This is a genomic window from Micromonospora sp. CPCC 205539 (assembly GCF_036906815.1).
In the GTDB taxonomy this organism is placed as follows: Bacteria; Actinomycetota; Actinomycetes; order Mycobacteriales; family Micromonosporaceae; genus Micromonospora.
On sequence record NZ_JBAKHW010000058.1, the window covers coordinates 1 to 19,482 of the forward strand.

A 19,482-nucleotide genomic window follows, 5' to 3' on the forward strand; every position below is an offset into this window, starting at 1 on the left:
GCCGTGCGATGGCCTGAATTGCCATGCCCTCCGACCGCCGCAGCCGCCGGATCTCCGCCCAGTCCTCCACGTTCAGCACCTCCCGATGCTTCAGGAGGTGGTCCCGATTCAGCCGGAACCACGTGGTCAGTTTTCAGGCGGAGCCGACACAAGATCCCCACATGGTCAACGCGGTGTTCGTTGACGTCCCCGGCGGGGAGATCTACCGCCGCGCAACGCTGCGGCTCGCCACCACAGCAGAGCTGGGCCAGCCGCTTCAAGACCGACACCTGCATTTACTTACCGAAGAAAAGAACGCCAGGATGTCGCCTACCACCAACCGAGTCGGCTCGGTGACCTGCTCTTCAACTGGTTCGACTAGGCTGCCCCCCCGCGCTCGCCCAGCGGCATGAGCGTGCGTCGAGAGGCGCCGTCACAGGCCGATGGGTCTGTAGTTCAATGCCGCGTCGACAATGGCCGCGGGTGACGCGTCGACCAGCTCCGGTGGTGGCCAGAAGATCAGATCGGTGACTCGTGGGTGCAGGACGTTGGTGGCCAGCAGCAGAACGTAGTAGTCGATGTCGTCGTCGGCTGCCTGTATCCGGCGGACAATCTCGATCAGATCGTCGCGATTGATGTTGGCGACCTTCGGCCTTGCCGGTCGAGCGGCTTCGAGCGCGAAGTCCTCGACGTTCCGAGATTTCCAGTAGGTAAGGAAGTGGTCGGCGTCGTAATCGTGGCCGGTTTCGGCGTTGAACCTGGCGATCGCTGTGTCGGCCGACTCGCCGCGCTCCAGCAGCCTTGCGATGGTCTCGACGGCGGCACACAGCTCTGCGATGCGCTGTGGTCCGACCACAGGCGGGCAGAGCTCGGGGCGCAACTTCATCCGAACATTGTCCCTGGCCGGCCAGCGTCCTCTACTGAGCACACTCGCACGCAAATCGACACGCCCAGACGGCACCCGGCCAGCTCGGCGTGACGCTGCGTAACGCTCGGACCAATGGTAGATGCGGACGCTCCTCGGCCAACTACTATCGCCAGGCCGCAGCACATACCTCTATCCAGGCCGCGAGGTTGGGCACCTGGTCGATCGTGAGCAGTGAGTACGGCGGGGAGCCGGCCAACGGCGTGACATTCGCGAAAGCGTGGTGTGGTGCGAAGAGAAGGAGCCGGCCGTCGTCGCGATGCGCCAGCGTCAGATTTCCGTTGGCCTCCACGGCGACGGCGTAGTACTCGTCGGGGTTGATGGAGAGTTCGAGGCCGTCGTCTTCCCATAGCCATGCGTAGTCGGTGAGCACGTCGGCGACTCGGATGTGCGTCGCGTCAACCGTGAGCACCTCGTTCTGGTTGTTCCACCAGGTGTCGGGCTCGCGGAACCGTTCGACGATCCCGCCGCAGTGCTTCCAGAGGCTCTTGTGGGTCCAGGGGACGGAGTCGCTGTCCACGTCGTGGGGCGGGCGGCAGAGCCATCCCCGTCGATCCTCCGATGATCCCCATGCCAGCAACTCGTAGGCGTTGCCTCCGACGGAGACGGGGGTGAGGGTCGTTGAGGCGAGCAGCGCAGAGAGTTCAGGCAAGCCGTCGATTGACCCGCGGGCCCACGGCTGCGCCTCATCCACTATGGCACTCTCTCCGGGACGGAGGAACCACGGAACCTCGTGGAGGAAGTGCTCCCAGTCGCTCATCGCTTCGATGATGCCAGGGTCACCTTCGCCCACCAGTCAGGGAGCCTGAGCGTCCGCTCATCGGCAGAATAGGAAGCCGAGCGGCATGGGCGCGTTCAGGGGCGTGCAAGATCAGCGACTCGCCCCGCTGTCAGATCTCGGGGCGGTGGAGTTAATCAACGTCACCGTTGTCTCGCATCTCGAGTCGTACGTGGTTCCGCACCGGTGCCGGGATGACGACAAGCGCGACTGGGTATTCCAACATCGGGCAAGCAGGCTACCGCTGACCGGCGCGGGTGCCGTTGGTCGGGCGACGATCGGGACCGCCGTCGAGGCCGGCGTCCGCGAGGGCCTGTAGGTAGTCGTCGTGCAGCTTGATAGCGGAGTCATGGTCCCCGAGGGCGGTGGTGGCGATGCTGGCACGGCTGCTTATGTCGGCGTTGTAGGGGTCAATGCGGAGGCCGGCCTGCAGCACTGTGAGGGTGCCGTGTGGGTCGGGTTCGGTATCGGCGAGGGTGACGCAGGCGTCGATGACGCGTCGGCGGGTGGCTTCGCGGATGGGGTCGAGCCAGGGCCAGGCGCGTCCGGCGGCGATGTCGGCGGGGTAGGCGTCGATGACGGCCTGCGCGTCGGCGGTGGTGGTGGTGATGATGGCGGCCTGCTGGAGGGCGGCGTGCAGGTGCCACATGTCGACGTCGACGTGTGCGGGGTTGAGGCGGTAGCGGTCGTCGTTGTGGTCGATGACGTGTAGCCCGCTGGCGGTTCGGATGCTGCTGCGTAGGTCGCTGAGGGTGGTGTAGAGCCGACCGGTGAGGGAGTGGTGGGGGAGGCCTGGCCAGATGGCTTCGGTCAGTTGTCGAGCGTCGGCGCCGGTGGGATGGGTGGCGAGGTAGACCAGGATTTGGAGGGCGGCGCTTCGGCGGATGGTGAGGGGTTCATCGTCGATGAGCAGTGCTGGTTCACCCAGGACGCGTAGGTGCAGTCGCCGATCGACGCCGGTGGGCCGGCGGCGGGGTATGCCTCGGCTCTCCTGGCGTGGCAGCCGGGGTCCGGGTGGCGTCGTTTGCGGGAGGAGAGGGCCGGGTGCGGCGGGCGTGGTTGGGGTCGAGCCGGGTTGGGCGATCACGCTGAGGAGGTCGATGGCCGCCATCTGGTCGAGGACGCACATCCGGGGTCCTGACCTCTGGGGACGATTCGGGTCGTAAAGGTGGCCTGTCGAGTCAGCCTGCCAGGTCGGGCCAGCCGGCCACCCTCCGATCGCGATCACCGTGCCGCCGGTTGCGGCCGTCGCATTGGCGAGGGGTGTCGCATCGTGTCCCCGGCAGTCGTCGTCGACGAGGAGCACCATCGTCGGTTGGCCGGCGGTATCGACGAGCTGAGTCGCTTCGTCGATGGTGTCCACGATTGTGAGGTGCGGCAGACGCTGGCTGAGTGGTTTTGCGTCGGGTCCGAGGAGGTTAGTCAGCGTCGTCCTGGTGGTGATCAGTGGTGCGGTGGGGTGGCGGTGCCGGGCCAGCAGGATGGTGAGCAGGAGGCCCCGTCCAATGGGCAGTGCGCCGGGGCCGGCGAGCCCCAGGCTGCGGGCCGGGAGGGCGCCGACGAGGGCGGTAAGGCTGTCCGCCGTCAGCGGCGCGGCGGCCGGGGTGGGGCTATCGGCGAGGGTGGCCTGCACGGCGGTGACGGTGGGGGGTAGCGGGGCGAGGTCCGTGTCGTCGGGGTTGGTTGGGCCGGGTCGGCGGGGCCGGTAGTCGCGGCGGCGGCGGAGCCAGACCAGGGCTGCCGCAGCGGCGACCTGTTCGGCGACCTCGCGAGGCAGCCAGCCACCCGGTACGGCGTATCCGTCCTCGGTGGTGGCTTTGCCGCCGTGGTCCTGACTGATCTCCCCAGGATCCTCAGTCGGTCCTGCGGCGACGGGTGGTGGTGGTTGCGGCGGGGTTGCTGCGACCGCGTTGGTGGTGACACCGAAGACGGCGGCTCCGGCTATTCCGCTGGCCGTGGCCTGCAGGGGCGTTGGTAGGGGAAGCCGCCGCAGCCACGCTGAGGTGGCGCGTAGACGGACGAGGAGCCGCACGGTGATGGTGTAGGCGATCATCAGCCAGAGCAGCCACGCGCCGATGGTCAGCGCGGCGGTGAGGGTCTGCTCGGTCAGGGGTTGCTGCACACACGCCCGTACCTGTTCGACGGTCGGCCATCCTCGTAGGGGTGGGCCGATCAGGAACTGCAGCACCACCGGTGGGCCGGCCAGGAGCGTGAGGACGAACAGCAGCGACATCAGCTGCCGCGGCCACCGCATATCATCGACCCCCAGCGAACGGGCCGGCACCCGCTCTTGCCGCGGCAATGGCGGGGGTGGTCGTGGCGGGGCGGACGATGCGGGTCCATAACCGGGCTGCCCACCAGCCGGCGACGGCCAGGGCGTAGATGACGCCGAGGATGCCGGTGGCCTGCGCGCTGACGATCGCCGCGCTGATCACCGCGATCGGCGCGCCGAGGATGAGGCGGAACATCAGCGGCTTCACCAGCGCCATGACCACGCCGACGCCGAGGAACAGTCCTCCGATTCGCCCGGAGGTGTCGATCCACAGCACCAGATTCGGCCACCTGTCCGCGGTCAGGGAGTACTGGATCAGGCCCATGCCGAGGCCGGCGGCGATGATCGAGCCGGTCGGTGCGGCCAGCAGCTCTGACCAGCCGCCGTGCGGGGCGCGCCATTGCCGGGCGGCTATAACCGCCATCGCTACGGCCATTGCCAGGACCGGGACGATTGGCCACAGCGCCCACCTGAGGAAGGGGCCTACCGGCAGGCCGAAGTATTGGCTGGAGACCACCGCGTAGAGGCCGGCGATCGCCGCGCCGAGGCTGACGGCGGCGAGGATGCCGATACTGACCTTCCCGCCCTCGGTGCGGGTGCTCGGTGTCGGGTTACGGGCGGCGACCAAAGAGCCGAGGACGGTGCCAGCGGCGAGGCATGCCAGCAGGGCGAACACGGCGGCCATCGCGAGTTCGCCCCAGTTCAAGCGCACCGAGTGGTACACGGTCATCACCGTGTGTTCCTCGGCTGTGAGGACGCACTGCCCGATCAGGGCCAGCGACGCGAAGCCGGGCACCGCGATCGCTGCGGCCCGCCGCACCGGCGGCACCGGCACCTCCACGGCAACCGCCGCCCCCACGCTCGCGGCGCCGGCGTCCGCAGCGCCCCGGGCCGCGACGAACTGCGGCTCCGACATGACCGTTGGGGCGATGCCGGTGTGCTCGGCGACGACCGACGCAAGGTGCGGCAGGTGCGCGCTGCCGCCGACGCAATAGACCCCCGCCACGTCGCCGGCGGTGAGTTCGGCAGCGGCGACGGTCTCCCGGACCAACTCCGCTACCCGCCCCACCACCGGCATGGCTGCCTCGACGAGCATGGCGCTGTTCGCGACGACCGGCGGCTGCCCGGCGAGCGGCACCGTGACGGCTGGGTGGGTTCCCAGGATCTCCTTCGCGGCGCGGACGCTCTCCGCCGCCGCCCACTGGCTCATGCCGTCGCCGGACACGCCGTGGCCGCCCGTCAAAGCGGTAGTCAAGGCTAGGTCGACGGCGGTACCGCCGGCGGCCGGGTCAGCAAGGGTCGCGAGGACCTCGAAACCAGCGGCACCCCGACGCAGGACCGTCACTTCCGCGCCCGCGCCGACGTCGCACACCACGATGAACGCCCCGACGGGCAGCTGCACACCGGTGGCTAGCAGGTGTTCCGCGACCGCTACGGGGGCTTCCACCAGTCGCGGCTGCGCGAGACCCGCCCGGTGCGCGGCCTGCCGCATCCACGTACGCCGACGTGGCCCCCACCCTGCCGGCACCACCAACCGCACGTCCCGCACGGGCTGACCCACGACCTGCTCGGCTTCGGCCGCTACTCTGCGCAGTGGCGCCGCCGCCAACGCGAGCGCCTCTACGCGGGTGCTGTCGACCGTCACGTCGCCGTCGGCGGGGCGGCGCGGGTTCGGGACGAATCGGGTCGGCTGCTCCCCGGCGGCCTGCCACGCCCGCTGTCCTGTCGACACCTGCCCATCGGCAGCCACATAGACAGCGCTGGGCAGGTACGGGACGCCGTCGAATGACAGCGCCGAGGCGCTGCCATCAGCCCAAGCCACAACGGCCACAGTGCACGCGCTACCGCAGTCAATCGATAGCCGCGCTTCCCCCGCCCGCATGCATATAGTCAAACATGAAGATCCTATTCACGTCACCTGTTGATCACGCAGAGGCAGCGGAACGCGATCTCGCCGACCTGTCCTGCCCGATCGAATGTCGGAGAAACGGTGTTCCGCCGCCGCCTACGACGACGCGGCTGTCGTTCGAGGGGTTGTCACTAGGCCGTGTTGTGAAAGTGGATCAAGGTCGTGGGTAATCGCGTGCTGTGGAGCCGGACGGACTGACATACTCCGCGCCGTGACGACTGACCACGGCTCTGGTTCGACTCTGACTATCGGCGAGCGCGACACTGACCTCAATGACCGATTGACCGAGGAGCTGGTCGCCTTCAACACAGCCGCCACAGGTGCGGCTGATCGTGGAACGTTCTCGATCAAAGTCGCCGACGATGCAGGTGAACTGGTCGGCGGGCTGGCCGCATGGACTTGGGGCGGTCTCTGCGGCATCGAGCTGCTGTGGGTCCGCGAGGACAGCCGCAAGGACGGATGGGGTAGCAGGATCCTGCAGGCAGCTGAGACAGAGGCACTGCGACGCGGATGCGATCGCGTCGCCGTCTCCTCTTTCACCTTCCAGGCTCCCGGCTTCTACCAGCGCCACGGCTATGCCGAGACTGGTCGGACCCTGGGCATCCCTGGGGGGCACGCAGACGTGCACCTGTTCAAGCCGCTGACCGATTCGACGCCGTCGTGCCGGTCGTAGGCGTGCTGGTCAAAGCCATTCGTTGATGGCCGCGATCAGCACCGTCGTTTCGTAGCGGACCGCGAGTTTCTCGTATCTCGTGGCCACGGCCCGGTGGCGCTTGAGCCGATTGATGCCGCACTCCACCGCGTGGCGCTCCCTGTAGTCGTCCTTGTCGAACTTGGGCGGGCGGCCGCCGCGCGTCCCGAGCTTCTTGCCGTTGCGCGCTTGGTCGGCCTTCTCCGGGATAGTGCAAACGATCCCGCGTCTGCGCAGGTAAGACCGATTCGCGCGGGAGCCGTACGCCCTGTCCGCGCGGACCCTGTTCGGCTTGGTCCGCGGCCGGCCCGGGCCGATTCGGGGTACCCGGATGCCCTCCAGGACCGGCAGGAACTGCGGGCTGTCGTGCCGCTGCCCGGCGGTGATCAGCAGCGACAAAGGCTTCTGGCCCTGCTCCACGGCCAGGTGCAGCTTGGTGGTCAGCCCGCCGCGCGACCGCCCGAGGCAATGGTCGTCGGGCTCCGTGAAAACGCCGCCGGGAGGCTCCTTCTGCAGTGCCCCCTTTTACGCGCGCCAGCAGCGTGCTGGTGAGCCCGGGCGATCGTGGAGTCCACACTCACGTCCCAAGTGATCAAGCCCTTCGCGTCGGCTTCGGCCTGCAATTGCACGAAGATTTGCTTCCAGCTACCGTCCCGCTGCCAGCGTCGGAACAAGTCGTAGACCCGGTCCCAGGGCCCGTACCGCTCGGGCACGTCGCGCCATGGCGCACCAGTCCGGGTCCGCCACCTTATGCCGTCGATCAACTGTCTACGCGTCCATATCGGTGGCCGGCCCGGCTTCTTGCCATGCGGTAGCAACGGCTCAAGTCGCCCCCACTGGCCATTCGTCAGATCACCACGCTCCACAACAAGTGATCATCCACGACCTTGATCCACTTTCACAACACGGCCTAGAAGGAAGGCCACCGGCTGGCGGGGATGACTGGCAGCGTGGCCAGTCCCAACTGGGTGTACCTGCTCCGATCCGGCTGCCAGTCTGGGGCTGTCTCGCTAAAGGTGTTTTCGGCGATCTTGGTTAGTAGGTTTCAGCGGCTGGGAAGCGGTCGCTGAAGGTGATGGCGAAGGCGTTCAACGCGGGTTTCCAGCGCATCGTCCATCGGGTTCTGCCTGCTCCGGTGAAGTCCAGGGACCGGGTCACCAGATACAGACACTTCAACGCGGCCAGCTCGTTGGGGAAGTGGCCGCGGGCCTTGACCGCCCGCCGGTAGCGGGCGTTCAACGACTCGATCGCGTTCGTGGAGCAGATGACTTTGCGGATCTCCACGTCGTAGTCGAGGAACGGGATGAACTCCGCCCAGGCGTTGTCCCACAGGCGGATCACCGCCGGATACCGCCCGCCCCACTTCTCCGCCAGGTCGTCGAACGCCGCTCTGGCCGCCTGGGCGTTCACCGCGGTGTAGATCGGCTTGATGTCGTGCTTGATCTCGTCCCAGTACTTACGGGAGGTGAGCCGGAACGTGTTGCGGATCAGATGGATGATGCAGGTCTGCACCACCGTGCGGGGCCACACGTTCGTGACCACCTCGGGCAGGCCTTTCAGGCCGTCGCAGACCAGGAAGAACACGTCTTTCACACCCCGGTTGCGCAGGTCGGTCAGCACGCTCATCCAGAACTTCGCGCCCTCACCACCGGTGCCGGCCCACAACCCGAGGATGTCCTTCTCCCCGTCGAGGGTGACCCCGATCGCGGCATAGAACGGCCGGTTAGCGACCTGCCCATCCCGCACCTTGACCACGATCGCGTCGATGAACACCGCCGCGTAAATCTCATCCAGAGGCCGGCGCGACCAGTCAGTCATCTCCTCGATCACTTTGTCAGTGATCCGCGAGATCGTCTCCTTGCTGACCGAGGCGCCATAGATCTCGGCGAAGTGCGCGCTGATCTCGCCCGTGGTCAAACCCTTGGCGTACAACGACAACACGACCTCGTCGACCCCGGACAACCGGCGCTGCCGCTTCTTGACGATCTGGGGCTCGAACGTGCCAGCACGGTCGCGGGGCACATCGATCTGCACCGGGCCAGTGCTGTCGGTCAGCACCGTCTTCGCCCTGGTGCCGTTGCGGATGTTGCCCGAGCCGATGCCGTCGGGTTCGTGTTTGGCATAGCCGAGGTGATCGGTCATCTCCTCGTTCAACGCGGTCTCCAGGACCGTCTTGGTCAACTGCCTCAGCAGCCCCTCCGGACCCGTCAGCGCCAGGCCCTGTTCCTTGGCCGCCCGGACCAGCTCGACGGCGGCCTTCGCCTCAGCCGACGGCTCCGCCCGCTTCTTACGTCCGGTCTGATCGTTCTGTGTCGCGGTCATCACGGCACCCTCCTCACCAGGCACAACGCCTGGCAGGTCAGGCCGGAAACACCCTTAGATCCACAGTCCCCGGACGCCAAGCGACGACGGCGGACGAGGCCGCAGCCGGGTAAATGCGAGTCCTTGAGCGTCGATGATCATCCTTGGCATCATGGTTGGTGGTGCGATCATGATGAGCCCTCGGATGAAGGTCTGTCTCGGCAGGTGATAGTGGGTCTGGTCACCCGCCACGTTCACGAGGTGCGGCCGTTGCTGGCCGAGCGAGGTTGCCGGTGTGCGACGGAGGAGGGGTCGTGGGTGATTGGGATATCTCGAGTCATGCGGCCTATGCGGGCGGGCTCGCCGAGCGCGTGGGGGAGCTGCGGCGGCGTTTCCCTGACGTGCTGGTGACGTGTGACGTCGGTGACAGGTTCCCCGGCCCCGAACTCATCTGCTGGGACGGGCACCCGGAGGAGGTCTGGGTGTGGGTGTTCGAGCCGAACGATGCTTGTGGAGTACGGCGAGCCCAAGCCCGCTTGGATCAGCTTCTCGCCGCCCCTCACGAGCTGACCAGCGTCGTTGACAAGCCCGTGGTAGCCGGTCCCAACGGCGTCTTCGAGAAGGACTGCGTCACGGCGTCCAGCTACATTGACGTTGACGGTCGGATCGAGGTCCGGGACGGACCCGACGACGGCATTCAGCTGTACCGGGCGTTCAGCATCGACGGCGAGGATGACATCGCGGAACGAGTCGCGATCAACCTGGCGCTCGGCGCCGCGCACAAGGCGGACCGCGATTCCCGGAGGGCGTTGGGCCTCCAATGCGACGGCGATCCCAAGCCCGACCTACCACGCCCGTCCGGCGGCAACTCGGAAGGCCGGCCCTAACGACCTCGTGCCCGGTCGTCGGGAGGGCCAGGCACCTTATCCGCGGTGAGGTGCGATTGACGCGCTCTCGGCGGCGCGGGATGAGGCTGAGGCACAGGCGCGGGCGCGGCAGTGCTGCTGGGAACCGAACGTCGGTGGCGGTGACGTCGTGATCGTGCAGGGCTGTACCGCCGAGTAGCGGACGCCGTCGGCGCTGCCTTCGCAGCTGCCGTAGGTGGGTGGCGCCTTCCGAGTGTCGCCTCGGGTAAAGTCGAGGCGGTCAATGTAGGTGAGCCCGCCTCTCGTAACGGAGGCGTCGAAGGTCATCTGGGATGATAGGGCGGGTTGAAGGTGGATCGGCGTGACCACCACGGTCTGCGAGGATGGCCCGATGCCTCTCCGTGGCTACCTCGATGGCTTCCAACCGTCAGTTGACGCGTCGGTTCTCATAGACGCCACGCCATGGTTGGATGACTCCTTGTTCTGGCCAGCCTTCCTGCTGGCGCCGGGCGGCTCTCGGGCGGCTGCGGTGGCCTTCGACGCCGACCCAGCGGATGTCGAGGTCTACACGCAGCAGATGCATCAGCACGACAGCTGGCCCGTCATCTCCCTGGACCTTGCCCGAGGTCACCGCCTGCACATCCTCTTCCGCAACTTCGACGGCGATTCGGGGTGGGACTACCTGGTTCAGCCGGCCGGGTCTGACATGGCGTTCGCCGCTGCCGCCTTGGAGGGTGGTTTCCAAGGGCCGGCGCTCTCCTGGTCGGAGCTCGTCACGACGGCGAGCCGACCAGACTCGAAGCACGGCCGAGCCGAACGTCTCCTCCTGCTCCTTCCTGCCGTCGGTGATTGCGCTATCCCGCCCGACGCCCATAGCGTTGTGACAGCGGCCGTCACCGCAGTCGGAGCCAAGCACCGACAGGACGACGTCGCGCGGGAGCTACTGAACGCAAGCCATCGGTTCTGGGGCGACAGCGACTGGGACGATCAGAACGGCATGCCTGTCTGCCGTGGTGTACACAGCCCACGCCATTCGGGAACATCGCGATACCGACTTGCCCTGATGGCTGAAGCCTTCGGCGGCTAGTGCGGTGTCCACTAAAGGCGACGTCTGCGTGGCATGTCGTGACGCCCTACCAGCGGAATACGGATTCACGATCCGCGATGCGACGGTGCCGCTTGGGAGCTCGTCACCACCTACCGCCGTCGAGAGCGCCGCACCCCGCATACGCGGCATTGGACGGTCGGGTTTGTTCAAGCGGCGGATGGGCTGGCATCGGCTGAAGGACTGACAGAGTTGCCGCTCGGTCAGGTCGGCGGCGTAGGGACAGCCTGGCTTTACCGGCTCTTCCTCAGCGTGACGGCTCTCGCGTCGTCGCCTGCCGTGCAGCCGACGAGGGCGGGCATCAGGCGCGAGTTCTGCTGGACCATCGGTGAGCTTAGAACGCCAATGCCCATGCCACACTGGCGCATCAGTGACAAGCAGGCTGATGCTTGCCGCCGACCTGGTTCGCCTCGGTTCCTTCTGCGGATCAACTGCCGTAGCCAACGCCAGAACAACGGCGGCGGGCAGGTGAGCGAAGAGCCCGAAGAACACGCCAAGCACGGCCAGGACGAGTAGTGACCCCACGACAACCCAGCACGTGACCTGGAACGTTCTCGCCTGCTTGATTCCGAGAGGGATCGCTACCAGGACCGATGGGAACCATACGATCATCCACAGCCCGGGGTACCCGCTCGTCAGCCAGGCAGCGGCGAGAACCGATGTCAGGAGCGCACCGCATGTGAGCAATCGGGCCAGAGTCGGTGCTGCGGCCGGCGCGGAGGTTGGGTTAGGCACTGAGGCTTTATTTCTTGAAGCGGTTGTGACACGAGTTCCGGAGTGTCTGACCCGCCATCCGTGCTCATCTCCTGGTCGGAAGGCTGCATGAGCCATCCGTGGTTTAGTAACGGCGGCGGCACGCAGCGGGCACGAGCGGACAGGCGGTGGCATCCTGCCCTGGCGGCCGAATTGCCGTGCGTGTTGCCGGCCCGCCAGGTAGCGTCTCGACCTTCGGCCGCCGCGCGCTGCCGGAGTCCCCGAAGGCGCATCTCCATGACGCAATCCACGGCCGCCCGGCGTCGACTCGACGCCGCCCTGGCCCATCTCACCCGCACCTTCCGTGGCATGACCGCCCACCCTGACGACGGCAACTGTGAGTGCCACTGGGGCAGCGCGGAGGACCTTGCCCTGCTCAAGACCGCGGACGTCGAGTTGGACCCGGATCTGCTGCGCCGCACCTACTGGGCCCACGACTGGGAATTCCCCGCCGACATGCTGCGCCGGGTCCTGCCTCAGCTCGCCCGTTCCCTGGTCAACGGTGAGGTGGAGCGTCTGGACAGCATGGATCACGCGGGATGGACGTTCGCACGCGGCCGTTGGCAGCAGTGGCCCGACGAGCAGTCGCGGGCGGTCCGCGAGTTCCTGGACGCCTGGTGGCTCGTCGCGCTCACGGACCAGGACGCCGAGGTACCGGCGTACGCGGTACTGGCCATGCTCGTGGAGGCCGCCGGTGGGCTCGACCGCTGGCTTGGTGCCTGGGCAGCGGCGACCAGTCCGGCGGCGAACCGACGGCTCGCCGAGGCGTTCGCAAGGTGGGAGTACGACCTGCTCCGCGACGATCTGCCGTGGCGGACCTGGCGGTTGACGGACGACGAGGAGAATATCCGTCGCGCGGAGCTCACCGGGTGGCTGCTCCAGCACGCCCCGGCCCGGCTGCGGATGATCGGCGCCGACCCGGACCTGCTGGACCGGCTCAGGCTGCTCGGCCTTCCCTGCCCAGCCCGATGGGACGATCCGCGCTGGCCGGACTACGCCTATTGACCGGGCCGCCCCATTAGGAGCCGTGACACCGGCAGCTGTCGACGTCGCAGGTCCCGGAGATGGCATCACCGGTCGAGCGCGTGGGCCAGGCGCCGCGCCTCGGTGACCAGCCGGCTGGACCCGCCGCGCGCGGCGACCTCGGCCAGCCCGGGCACGTCGATCCGGGCGCCGGTCGCGCCGGCCGTCTCCGCCGCGAGGGTCAACAGGTCCGGGGTGCCGCGCGGGGTCTTTGGCGATGCGAGCAGTGCGGGCAACGCGGCGGCGAGCAGGCGCCAGGTGCTGAGCGGGGCACCGGCGTCGGCCGCGTCGCGCAGCGGCTGCAGGGTGCGGGTCAGCGTGAGGTCACCGACGGCGGCGAGGGTGCCGAGGTGGGCCCCAACCGTGGGAGCGTCCAGGTCGCCGGCGGCGGCCAGCATCAGCAGGGCGTCAACGGCGGCGACCCGGTCGGACTCGTGCCGGGCACCCAAGCCGTACGCGAGGGCGAGGTCGACGGCGGGACCGCCGTCGCCACCGCACTCGGCAAGCAGCGGCAGGATCGCGGCGCCGCCGGACAGGTCCTGGTCGGCGCCGCTGGCAATGTCAGGCAGCGCGTACGCCGCGACCAGTGCCCGGTAGCCGGGCAGCACGGCCGGCCAGAGCAGGGCCGCACCGCCGACGTAGCTGTCGACTGATCCGGCAGGCACGGTGAGCAGGCCGAACGGGTCGTCGACGCCCTCCGGCGGGCTGACCCGCACGTGCGTCCGCTGCCGGGGCAACTCGTCGTACCCCCAGTCGTAGCCCTGTCGGCGCTCCCGGCGGGGCAGCGTGACCACCCGCTGGTCCGGGGTCGGTAGGCCGCCGGCGCGCAGCCATCCGGCGAGCCGGTTACCGGCGGGCGTGCCGAGCGCCGCCGCTCTGGTCGCGAGGGGCTCGTCGACCCGCGCGGGTAGCCGCAGCAGGGCCTGCGTCAGGTCCATCTCCCACGCGCCGCGCTCGCCAAGCCGGGTCAGGCGGTCGTACAGCACCTCCGGGTCGATGGCGCCGTTTGCCGTGGTTGGGGCCGCGAGCAGACCGGGATGCTGGGCCTGGCCGACGCGGTCACCGATCTCGGCCAGCCGGGCGCGTAGCAGCCGGTGCGGCGGGGGTACCCGTAATTCGAGGGGCGGTCCGCCCGGCGTGCGGCGCCGCAACGCCGCCAGCATCGCGGCCCACCGTCCCCGCCGTACGCCCCCCTCTGCCGGGTCGGCCGCCGCGTGCAGCACCCCGCCGAGGAGACCGCACAGGCAGCACGGATCCCACGGGTGCTCCTCCGCGCTGGCGCGGTGCCGCCGCAGCACCGGGATCAGGGCGTCTTTCAGCCGGCCGCGGTCGTTACCGGCGAGCCGGGCCACTGCGTCGAGGACCCGCTCCAGACCGGTCGCCGTCGTAGGGCCGCCGAGCAGGGAGGCGACCTCCTCCGCCAACTCGTCCGGGTCGGTGATGGCCGCGGGCGCGGGCAGCGGGCCGGCCGTCGGCGGCAGGTCGTCGCCCACCGCACCGACCACGACCCGCGGGGCGGCCACGTGCCCGTGCCGGGCGGCCAGCGTGCCGGCCCGGTCGCGGACGTCCGCCGCCGGGTGGTCGACCGCTGTCGCGATGACCTCGGCGATCTCCGCCGCCCGGTCGGGATGCCGGCGGGCGAGCTGGTCCAGCCAGCCGAGCTGGGCGCGGACCAACGCCTTGTCGGGCCGCACGAGGACGGCCCGCGACGCGTCGAGCAGCCCTTCGACCTCCACGCCGTCCAGAGCCCGCAGCGTCTTCTGCGCCATCGACGCCACGAAGCCGGGGGCGTCGGCGAGCAGACGCAGGTAGTCTCCGCGATGCCCGTCGACCTCGCTGGCGGTGGGCTCCAGCAGGGCGTGCAGGGCGACGAACGCGCGCAACGCGGACGGCCGATCGCCACGCAACAGCCGGCTCACGCAGCCGTCGAGCAGCATCGTCCTGTCCAGGCGGCCCTCGCCGGCCAGTCGCGCCAGCGCGCGCGGCAGGGCGAGCTTCTCGTCGGTCATGAACTCGTCGAAGGACATCCGTGTCCCGGCGCCGTCCACCTCGAACAGACGCGGCGCCAAGGCGTCGAGGAACACGTCCGCCCGGAGCCGGTCCACCAGCGGGACCGGTCGCTGCCACTCCGGCGGCCACGCCATCAGGGCGAGCCACCCCTCCACGAACTGGTCACCGGTGGGTGTCGCCGCCTTCTCGGCGGTGAGCAGCTCGGCGACGAAACCCCAGCCGTCCACCGGGTCATCCCGGCGGAGCCGGTCCGCCAGCCGGTATGCCAGCTCTGCCAGCCACGGCACCCCGCGCGTCCGCGCGACCTGAACCACCGGCCCAGCGTCGGCGCCCCGCAGCGACACGTTCCGCCGGCCGAGCAGCTCGGCCGCCGTGGCGGAGGTCGGCAGGCACCCGACCGCGGCCACCGCCAGGGCCGTCGCTTCGTCGTTCCACCACCAGTTGTCGCGCCGCCGGCGCACGTGGGCCACCAGCGCGTCGGCGAACGACCGCCGCTCCTGTTCGTCGAGGCCGGTGACCGCGTCGACGGCCGCGCCGATGTCACCCCGGACCAGGAACTCCAACGGATCGGTCACGCCCCGACCTCCATCGGAGCGCCCACCATCGTCGTGGCGAGCGCGTGCTTGCAGGGCCCGCGCTGACCGCGGTGCCGCGCCCACCAGGGGCAGGAGCAGCTGTATGAGCCGTCCGTCCGGCGGCGAACCCGGTAGACCTCGTCGCCGTGGCGTACGGTCGCCGCCTCGCCGTCGAGGGTTACCGCGCCCGTCTCGACCAGCGCCCGCGCCCCGACCAGCCGGGGATTGTCCCGCTCGGCCCGGCCGGCGTCGTACGGCAGCACCCGGTGGAAGTAGCCCGCCTCGGCCACGTCGAAGCCGACCCGGCCGGCGGTGCCGAGCTGGGCCAGCGCGGCCCGGACCCGGTCCGCCGAGATCCCCGCCGAGGCGGCCAACGCGTCGACATCGATCGTCGGGTCCCAGGACAGCAGCGCGGCGACCAGCGCGGCGTCGTCGGCGACGTCGTCCGTGGCGAGCGCGCTCAGCGCGCCGCCCTCGCCGGAGAAACCCCGGTAGGGCTCCGGCGACAAGGTCAGCGACAGCCGCAGCGCGCTGGTGTCGAGTTCCCACACGCTCGGCAGCGGCGGCGACCCGGCCGCCGCCGGTGGCCCGTACACCCGCAGGGTCTTCGCGTACCGCAGCAGCCCACGCAGCGTGGCGAGCCGTCCGGCGCCGGCTAGGCACACCGCGCCGGGCACCGGGCGTGAGGTCAGCCGCAGCGAGCGCCCGGCCGGCACCACCCAGAGCACCGACCGGTCGTTGCCCGCCGGCAGCCGGCGCAGGAATGCGGCCGCCTCCGCCGCCGGGATCTTCGCCCGCGGTTCCATGGCCGCAGCGATCAGATGGACCTCGGCGAACCCCCGCAGCCAACGCCCAGGCAGCGGCACCTTCTTCTCCACCACCGCAGCATCGAGGGTGGACACCGTCAGGTCGTCCGGCCCCACCGACAGGTGCAGCGGGTCGATGCCGCCCACCCGGGCCAGCGCCTCCCGCAGCGGCGCGTTCACGTCGACGTTGGTGGTGCCGTGCTCGACGATGTCGCCGTCGAACCCGGCCGGCACGACGTCCAGCCGCGCGTACACCCCGCAGCATCCGGAGAACGACTCGAAGCGCATCCGGTCCCGGCCGCCGGTGACCACGGGATCGAGGCTCGCCGGGCTGACCGGCTGGTGATACCGGGTCCGCGCGACCTCGGCAACCGCCAGTAGCCCGGCGGCCGCCGCCTGCGGAGTCGTCAGAAAACCGGAGAAGAACCGCGGGTTGGTCGCGGGCCCGCCACTGGTCTGCAGCGCCAGGTCACCCCGGTGCAGCGTGGACGGCTGGAGGTAGCGGTAGGTCTGAAGGGCGCTCACGGCTGCAGAACCTACGACCAACCCCCGACAGGCAGCCTGCAACGAAGCGCGAACCCGCTTGCCCGTTGGCTGGTCGTACCCTCACCGAGTGAGGGATAAGGCGACCGCGGAGAGTGTCGTCGGTCGCCTGCCCCCGGCGTGCTCATCGCGATAGCGGCTTCGATCGCGGCGAGCGTCCTCCTGTACGGCCTACGACAGGCACTCGGCGACTGGTACGTGTCCCACGACGCCAGCACCTAAGATCCCGAGCCGAGCCCTCTATCACCACCCGTTCGGACGCGAGGACTCAGCTTTTGGGACGTAGGCCGTCAGCCGCGTCCGGCGACCTCTACGAGAGTCTGCGGAGCGAGGAGTCCTCCGTTGACGTCGAGTGGCGTCACCGGCACTGCCCGATCGGTCGATCGGATCACCGACGTAGAGACGAGGAACACTCCGGAGTGAACCCGGGCGCGTACAGGTGTAGGCGACCCGACCGCGACGGCTGTCGCGCCAGCGGTGGGCACCTGCCCCACTAGCCCATTGAGGACCTCACTCACGCTGGGCCGATCGCCGCTACGTCCTGCTCCGACGGCTGCCTGATGTCGACCGGACAGCATGCTCTCGACATACCAGCCGGACGGACTGGTCCAGAGCCGTAATGTGTGCTGGTCGTCGAGCGAGATCGTGTCGGCCAGGACATGGCCGGCTGGTGGTCGCCAGTCGCGTTCAGGTACCGCCGAGTTCGGGGCGACGCTGATGACCGCCGCGACGGCCACGCAGACAGCCGCCAGCCCGATCAGGCTGCGCATGTTCGTGCGGAATCCGACGGTGCCCATGATGCGATGCTCGCAGCAATCGGGCTCAGTCGGCGTGTCGGATCTTTCGCATGAGCATCGCCCACACCCCGTATCCGGAACCGACGTTCCCGGTGATCGTGCCAGCGGCCGAGCCCATAAACAGGGCGTTCGCGCAGTCCGGGCAGACTTGCCGGCCGGTGATGGTCTTCTCGAACGGCTTGCTCACGCGTCGACCACAGTCAGGGCAATCCCTGCCAGACAATCCCATTCACGCCTCCTCTAACAGTTGCTCGAGAGGATATCTCTGCGTCGTCATCGTCGAGGTCGCCGAAGAGCAGCAAACCGCTGTAACTGCGACGGTGTATTGGGGCAGGATCATCGGCCGTGACACTTGTCCTGCCGCCGCGCCTGACGGCCTCGGCTCAGAGCTTGCGCGACGTCGCGCATCGACGTGGATTACGCACCGTCCAGCTCGGCTCTTTCGCCGTACCTGCCGGGTTGGCTGCTGATCACCTTCATGCGGGACCGAGTTTCGCCGACGTTGTCGCACCGCTGCTCGGGATCGCGCCCCTGGAGGCTGCACCTGGCTGGCTGACTGGCCTTCCTCGTGAACTGATCCGCCGTGATATCACCTTGGTCGCCATCGGTGAGGCCTACGAGCTTCGTCGACCGGCGTTCATCAAGTCGCCCAACGACAAGACCATTCCGGCGATGATCTACACCGATGGCTCCCGCCTGCCCGGCCCGGATGCTGTCGACCGGCGAACTCCAGTGCTCGTCAGCGACATCGTCGACTTCACCGCCGAGTACCGGCTACACCTGCTCGACGGTGTTGTCTATACGGGCAGCCAGTACGCCGCGCACGGCCGGTTGCACCTCGGCCCTGCGTCGACCGACGCGCTAGCCTTCGGCACCGATCTCATCGCCGGATACGGGCACACGCTGCCCTCCGCCATCGTCGTAGACGTAGGACTGGTCGACGGCCACTGGGCCGTGATCGAGGCGAATGCCGCATGGGCCAGCGGCGCCTACGTAGCGGACCCGGACCTGGTCCTCGATGTTGTCCTGCGAGCGGCCAGCCCAACGGCTTCGGTCACCGCCCCCGACCGACGATTCATCCGTCGGCCTCAGCCGACCAGTGGGCTTTAAGAACTCCTAACTCTTTGAGTGTTGGAGTCGGCGCCAGCAGATGATGGCGCAGGCGAGGGTGAGGAAGGCTTCGTGGATGTCGTCGCGGATCTCCCAGCGGATGCGCAGGCGGCGGAACCAGTGCAGTAGGGCGATGGTCTGTTCGACGACCCAGCGTCGGGTGCCGTGTCCGGTGCCGCGTCGGGCGATGACCCGGGTGATGCCCTTGGCGCGTAACTCGCGGCGGTACGTGTCGAAGTCGTAGCCGCGGTCGGCGTAGATCCGTTCGAGTCGTTGTCGGGGTCGGCCTCGGATGCCTTTGATTGGTGGGATCTTGTCGACCAGGGGCAGGAGTTGGGTGACGTCGTGGCGGTTGCCGCCGGTCAGTGTGACGGCGAGGGGGATGCCGCCCGCGTCGGTGATGACGTGGTGTTTCGAGCCTGGCTTGCGGCGGTCGACCGGGGCTCGGACCGGTTTTGGGGCCACCCTTGAGCGCCCGGATGTGCGAGCCGTCGATCACCGCCCGGGGCATGTCCAGTTGCCCGGCGGCGCGGAGTATGCCCAGCAGGACCTCGTGCAGTTGCTGCCAGACACCGGCGTCATTCCAGGCACGCAACCTGCGCCAATACGTCATCCCCTGAGCCGAAGCCCAACTCTTGGGGCAGGTACTCCCATCGGATCGCGGTGTGCAGAACGAACAGGATCCCGCACAACACCTTGCGGTCATCCAGCGGCTTACGGCCCAGGAACCGGTGCCGGCGAGGGGACGGTACGGCAGCAACGGCGCTCCGATCCGGCTTACCCTGCCCGAGATTCGCCGACTGCTCAACAAGCTGACCGCCACAGCAGCGCCCGACGTCCGGCACGTCCTGCACTGGTCTGCATGGCGCCGTACGCACCAAGACCGCGCCCGGCAAGCTCACTACCAGCGACGCCTCCGACTACCAGTCACCTAGATCGCGAAGTGTCACTGGAGTGCTAACGGCACCCCCAGCGGTGTGCTGCAAGTCGATGTGAAGCGTTGCCGGGGGCCCTATGGGTTCCGTCAAGGATTCGGGTC

14 protein-coding genes and 2 pseudogenes are annotated in these 19,482 nt (G+C 68.8%); 5 read left to right on the plus strand and 11 right to left on the minus strand.

All coding sequences use genetic code 11. The features are described from left to right. Positions 1–412: 412 nt before the first annotated feature. The 4 genes from V6V47_RS30190 to V6V47_RS30205 form a co-directional block, all read right to left on the minus strand. Positions 413–865 carry a hypothetical protein gene (locus tag V6V47_RS30190; protein WP_334631903.1) on the minus strand — a complete coding sequence of 151 codons (453 nt, stop codon included), beginning with the start codon at positions 863–865 and terminating at the stop codon, positions 413–415. A 145-nt stretch (positions 866–1,010) separates the two neighbouring features. Then, positions 1,011–1,664, minus strand: a complete 654-nt coding sequence (locus V6V47_RS30195; RefSeq protein WP_334631905.1) for a hypothetical protein — start codon at positions 1,662–1,664, stop codon at positions 1,011–1,013. A 256-nt stretch (positions 1,665–1,920) separates the two neighbouring features. After that, positions 1,921–3,936 (minus strand): hypothetical protein, encoded by a 2,016-nt coding sequence (locus V6V47_RS30200; protein WP_334631906.1) that lies wholly within the window; start codon positions 3,934–3,936, stop codon positions 1,921–1,923. Position 3,937: 1 nt separating this feature from the next. After that, a complete protein-coding gene (locus V6V47_RS30205; protein WP_334631907.1) occupies positions 3,938–5,776 on the minus strand; it encodes an Hsp70 family protein in 1,839 nt (612 codons plus the stop codon). A gap of 298 nt (positions 5,777–6,074) precedes the next feature. Here V6V47_RS30205 and V6V47_RS30210 point away from each other — a divergent pair, with 298 nt between their 5' ends. Next, a complete protein-coding gene (locus V6V47_RS30210; protein WP_225854883.1) occupies positions 6,075–6,536 on the plus strand; it encodes a GNAT family N-acetyltransferase in 462 nt (153 codons plus the stop codon). 9 nt (positions 6,537–6,545) lie between these two features. Here the strand turns inward: V6V47_RS30210 and V6V47_RS30215 are convergent. Beyond that, positions 6,546–7,420 (minus strand): annotated as a pseudogene (locus tag V6V47_RS30215) (IS5 family transposase). A 169-nt stretch (positions 7,421–7,589) separates the two neighbouring features. Beyond that, complete coding sequence (locus tag V6V47_RS30220) at positions 7,590–8,876, minus strand: IS256 family transposase (protein WP_334631908.1); 1,287 nt, start codon at positions 8,874–8,876, stop codon at positions 7,590–7,592. A 293-nt stretch (positions 8,877–9,169) separates the two neighbouring features. Between V6V47_RS30220 and V6V47_RS30225 the strand changes: the two genes are divergently transcribed. The 3 genes from V6V47_RS30225 (at position 9,170) to V6V47_RS30235 (ending at position 12,584) form a co-directional block, all read left to right on the plus strand. Further along, positions 9,170–9,742, plus strand: coding sequence for a hypothetical protein (locus tag V6V47_RS30225; RefSeq protein ID WP_334631910.1), 573 nt, complete (start codon positions 9,170–9,172; stop codon positions 9,740–9,742). Positions 9,743–10,082: 340 nt separating this feature from the next. Beyond that, the gene (locus tag V6V47_RS30230; protein WP_334631912.1) at positions 10,083–10,808 is read left to right on the plus strand and encodes a hypothetical protein; all 726 of its coding nucleotides are present in this window, start codon (positions 10,083–10,085) and stop codon (positions 10,806–10,808) included. A 1,008-nt stretch (positions 10,809–11,816) separates the two neighbouring features. Continuing rightward, positions 11,817–12,584, plus strand: coding sequence for a hypothetical protein (locus V6V47_RS30235; protein WP_334631914.1), 768 nt, complete (start codon positions 11,817–11,819; stop codon positions 12,582–12,584). Positions 12,585–12,649: 65 nt separating this feature from the next. Here V6V47_RS30235 and V6V47_RS30240 read toward each other — a convergent pair whose 3' ends face one another. From V6V47_RS30240 to V6V47_RS30255, 4 genes are all read right to left on the minus strand, one after another. Next, a complete protein-coding gene (locus V6V47_RS30240) occupies positions 12,650–15,187 on the minus strand; it encodes a DUF6493 family protein (RefSeq protein WP_334631915.1) in 2,538 nt (845 codons plus the stop codon). After that, positions 15,184–16,518, minus strand: a complete 1,335-nt coding sequence (locus V6V47_RS30245; protein WP_334631917.1) for an SWIM zinc finger family protein — start codon at positions 16,516–16,518, stop codon at positions 15,184–15,186. The genes V6V47_RS30240 and V6V47_RS30245 overlap by 4 nt, the downstream gene beginning before the upstream one ends. 308 nt (positions 16,519–16,826) lie before the next feature. After that, the gene (locus V6V47_RS30250; RefSeq protein WP_334631918.1) at positions 16,827–17,333 is read right to left on the minus strand and encodes a hypothetical protein; all 507 of its coding nucleotides are present in this window, start codon (positions 17,331–17,333) and stop codon (positions 16,827–16,829) included. 25 nt (positions 17,334–17,358) lie between these two features. Continuing rightward, entirely contained in the window at positions 17,359–17,520 is a 162-nt protein-coding gene (locus V6V47_RS30255) for a hypothetical protein (RefSeq protein WP_334631919.1), read from the minus strand. Between the two features lie 158 nt (positions 17,521–17,678). Here V6V47_RS30255 and V6V47_RS30260 point away from each other — a divergent pair, with 158 nt between their 5' ends. Next, positions 17,679–18,443, plus strand: coding sequence for an ATP-grasp domain-containing protein (locus V6V47_RS30260; protein WP_334631920.1), 765 nt, complete (start codon positions 17,679–17,681; stop codon positions 18,441–18,443). Between the two features lie 6 nt (positions 18,444–18,449). Here V6V47_RS30260 and V6V47_RS30265 read toward each other — a convergent pair. Next, positions 18,450–19,251, minus strand: a pseudogene (locus V6V47_RS30265) (IS5 family transposase). Positions 19,252–19,482: the final 231 nt, after the last annotated feature.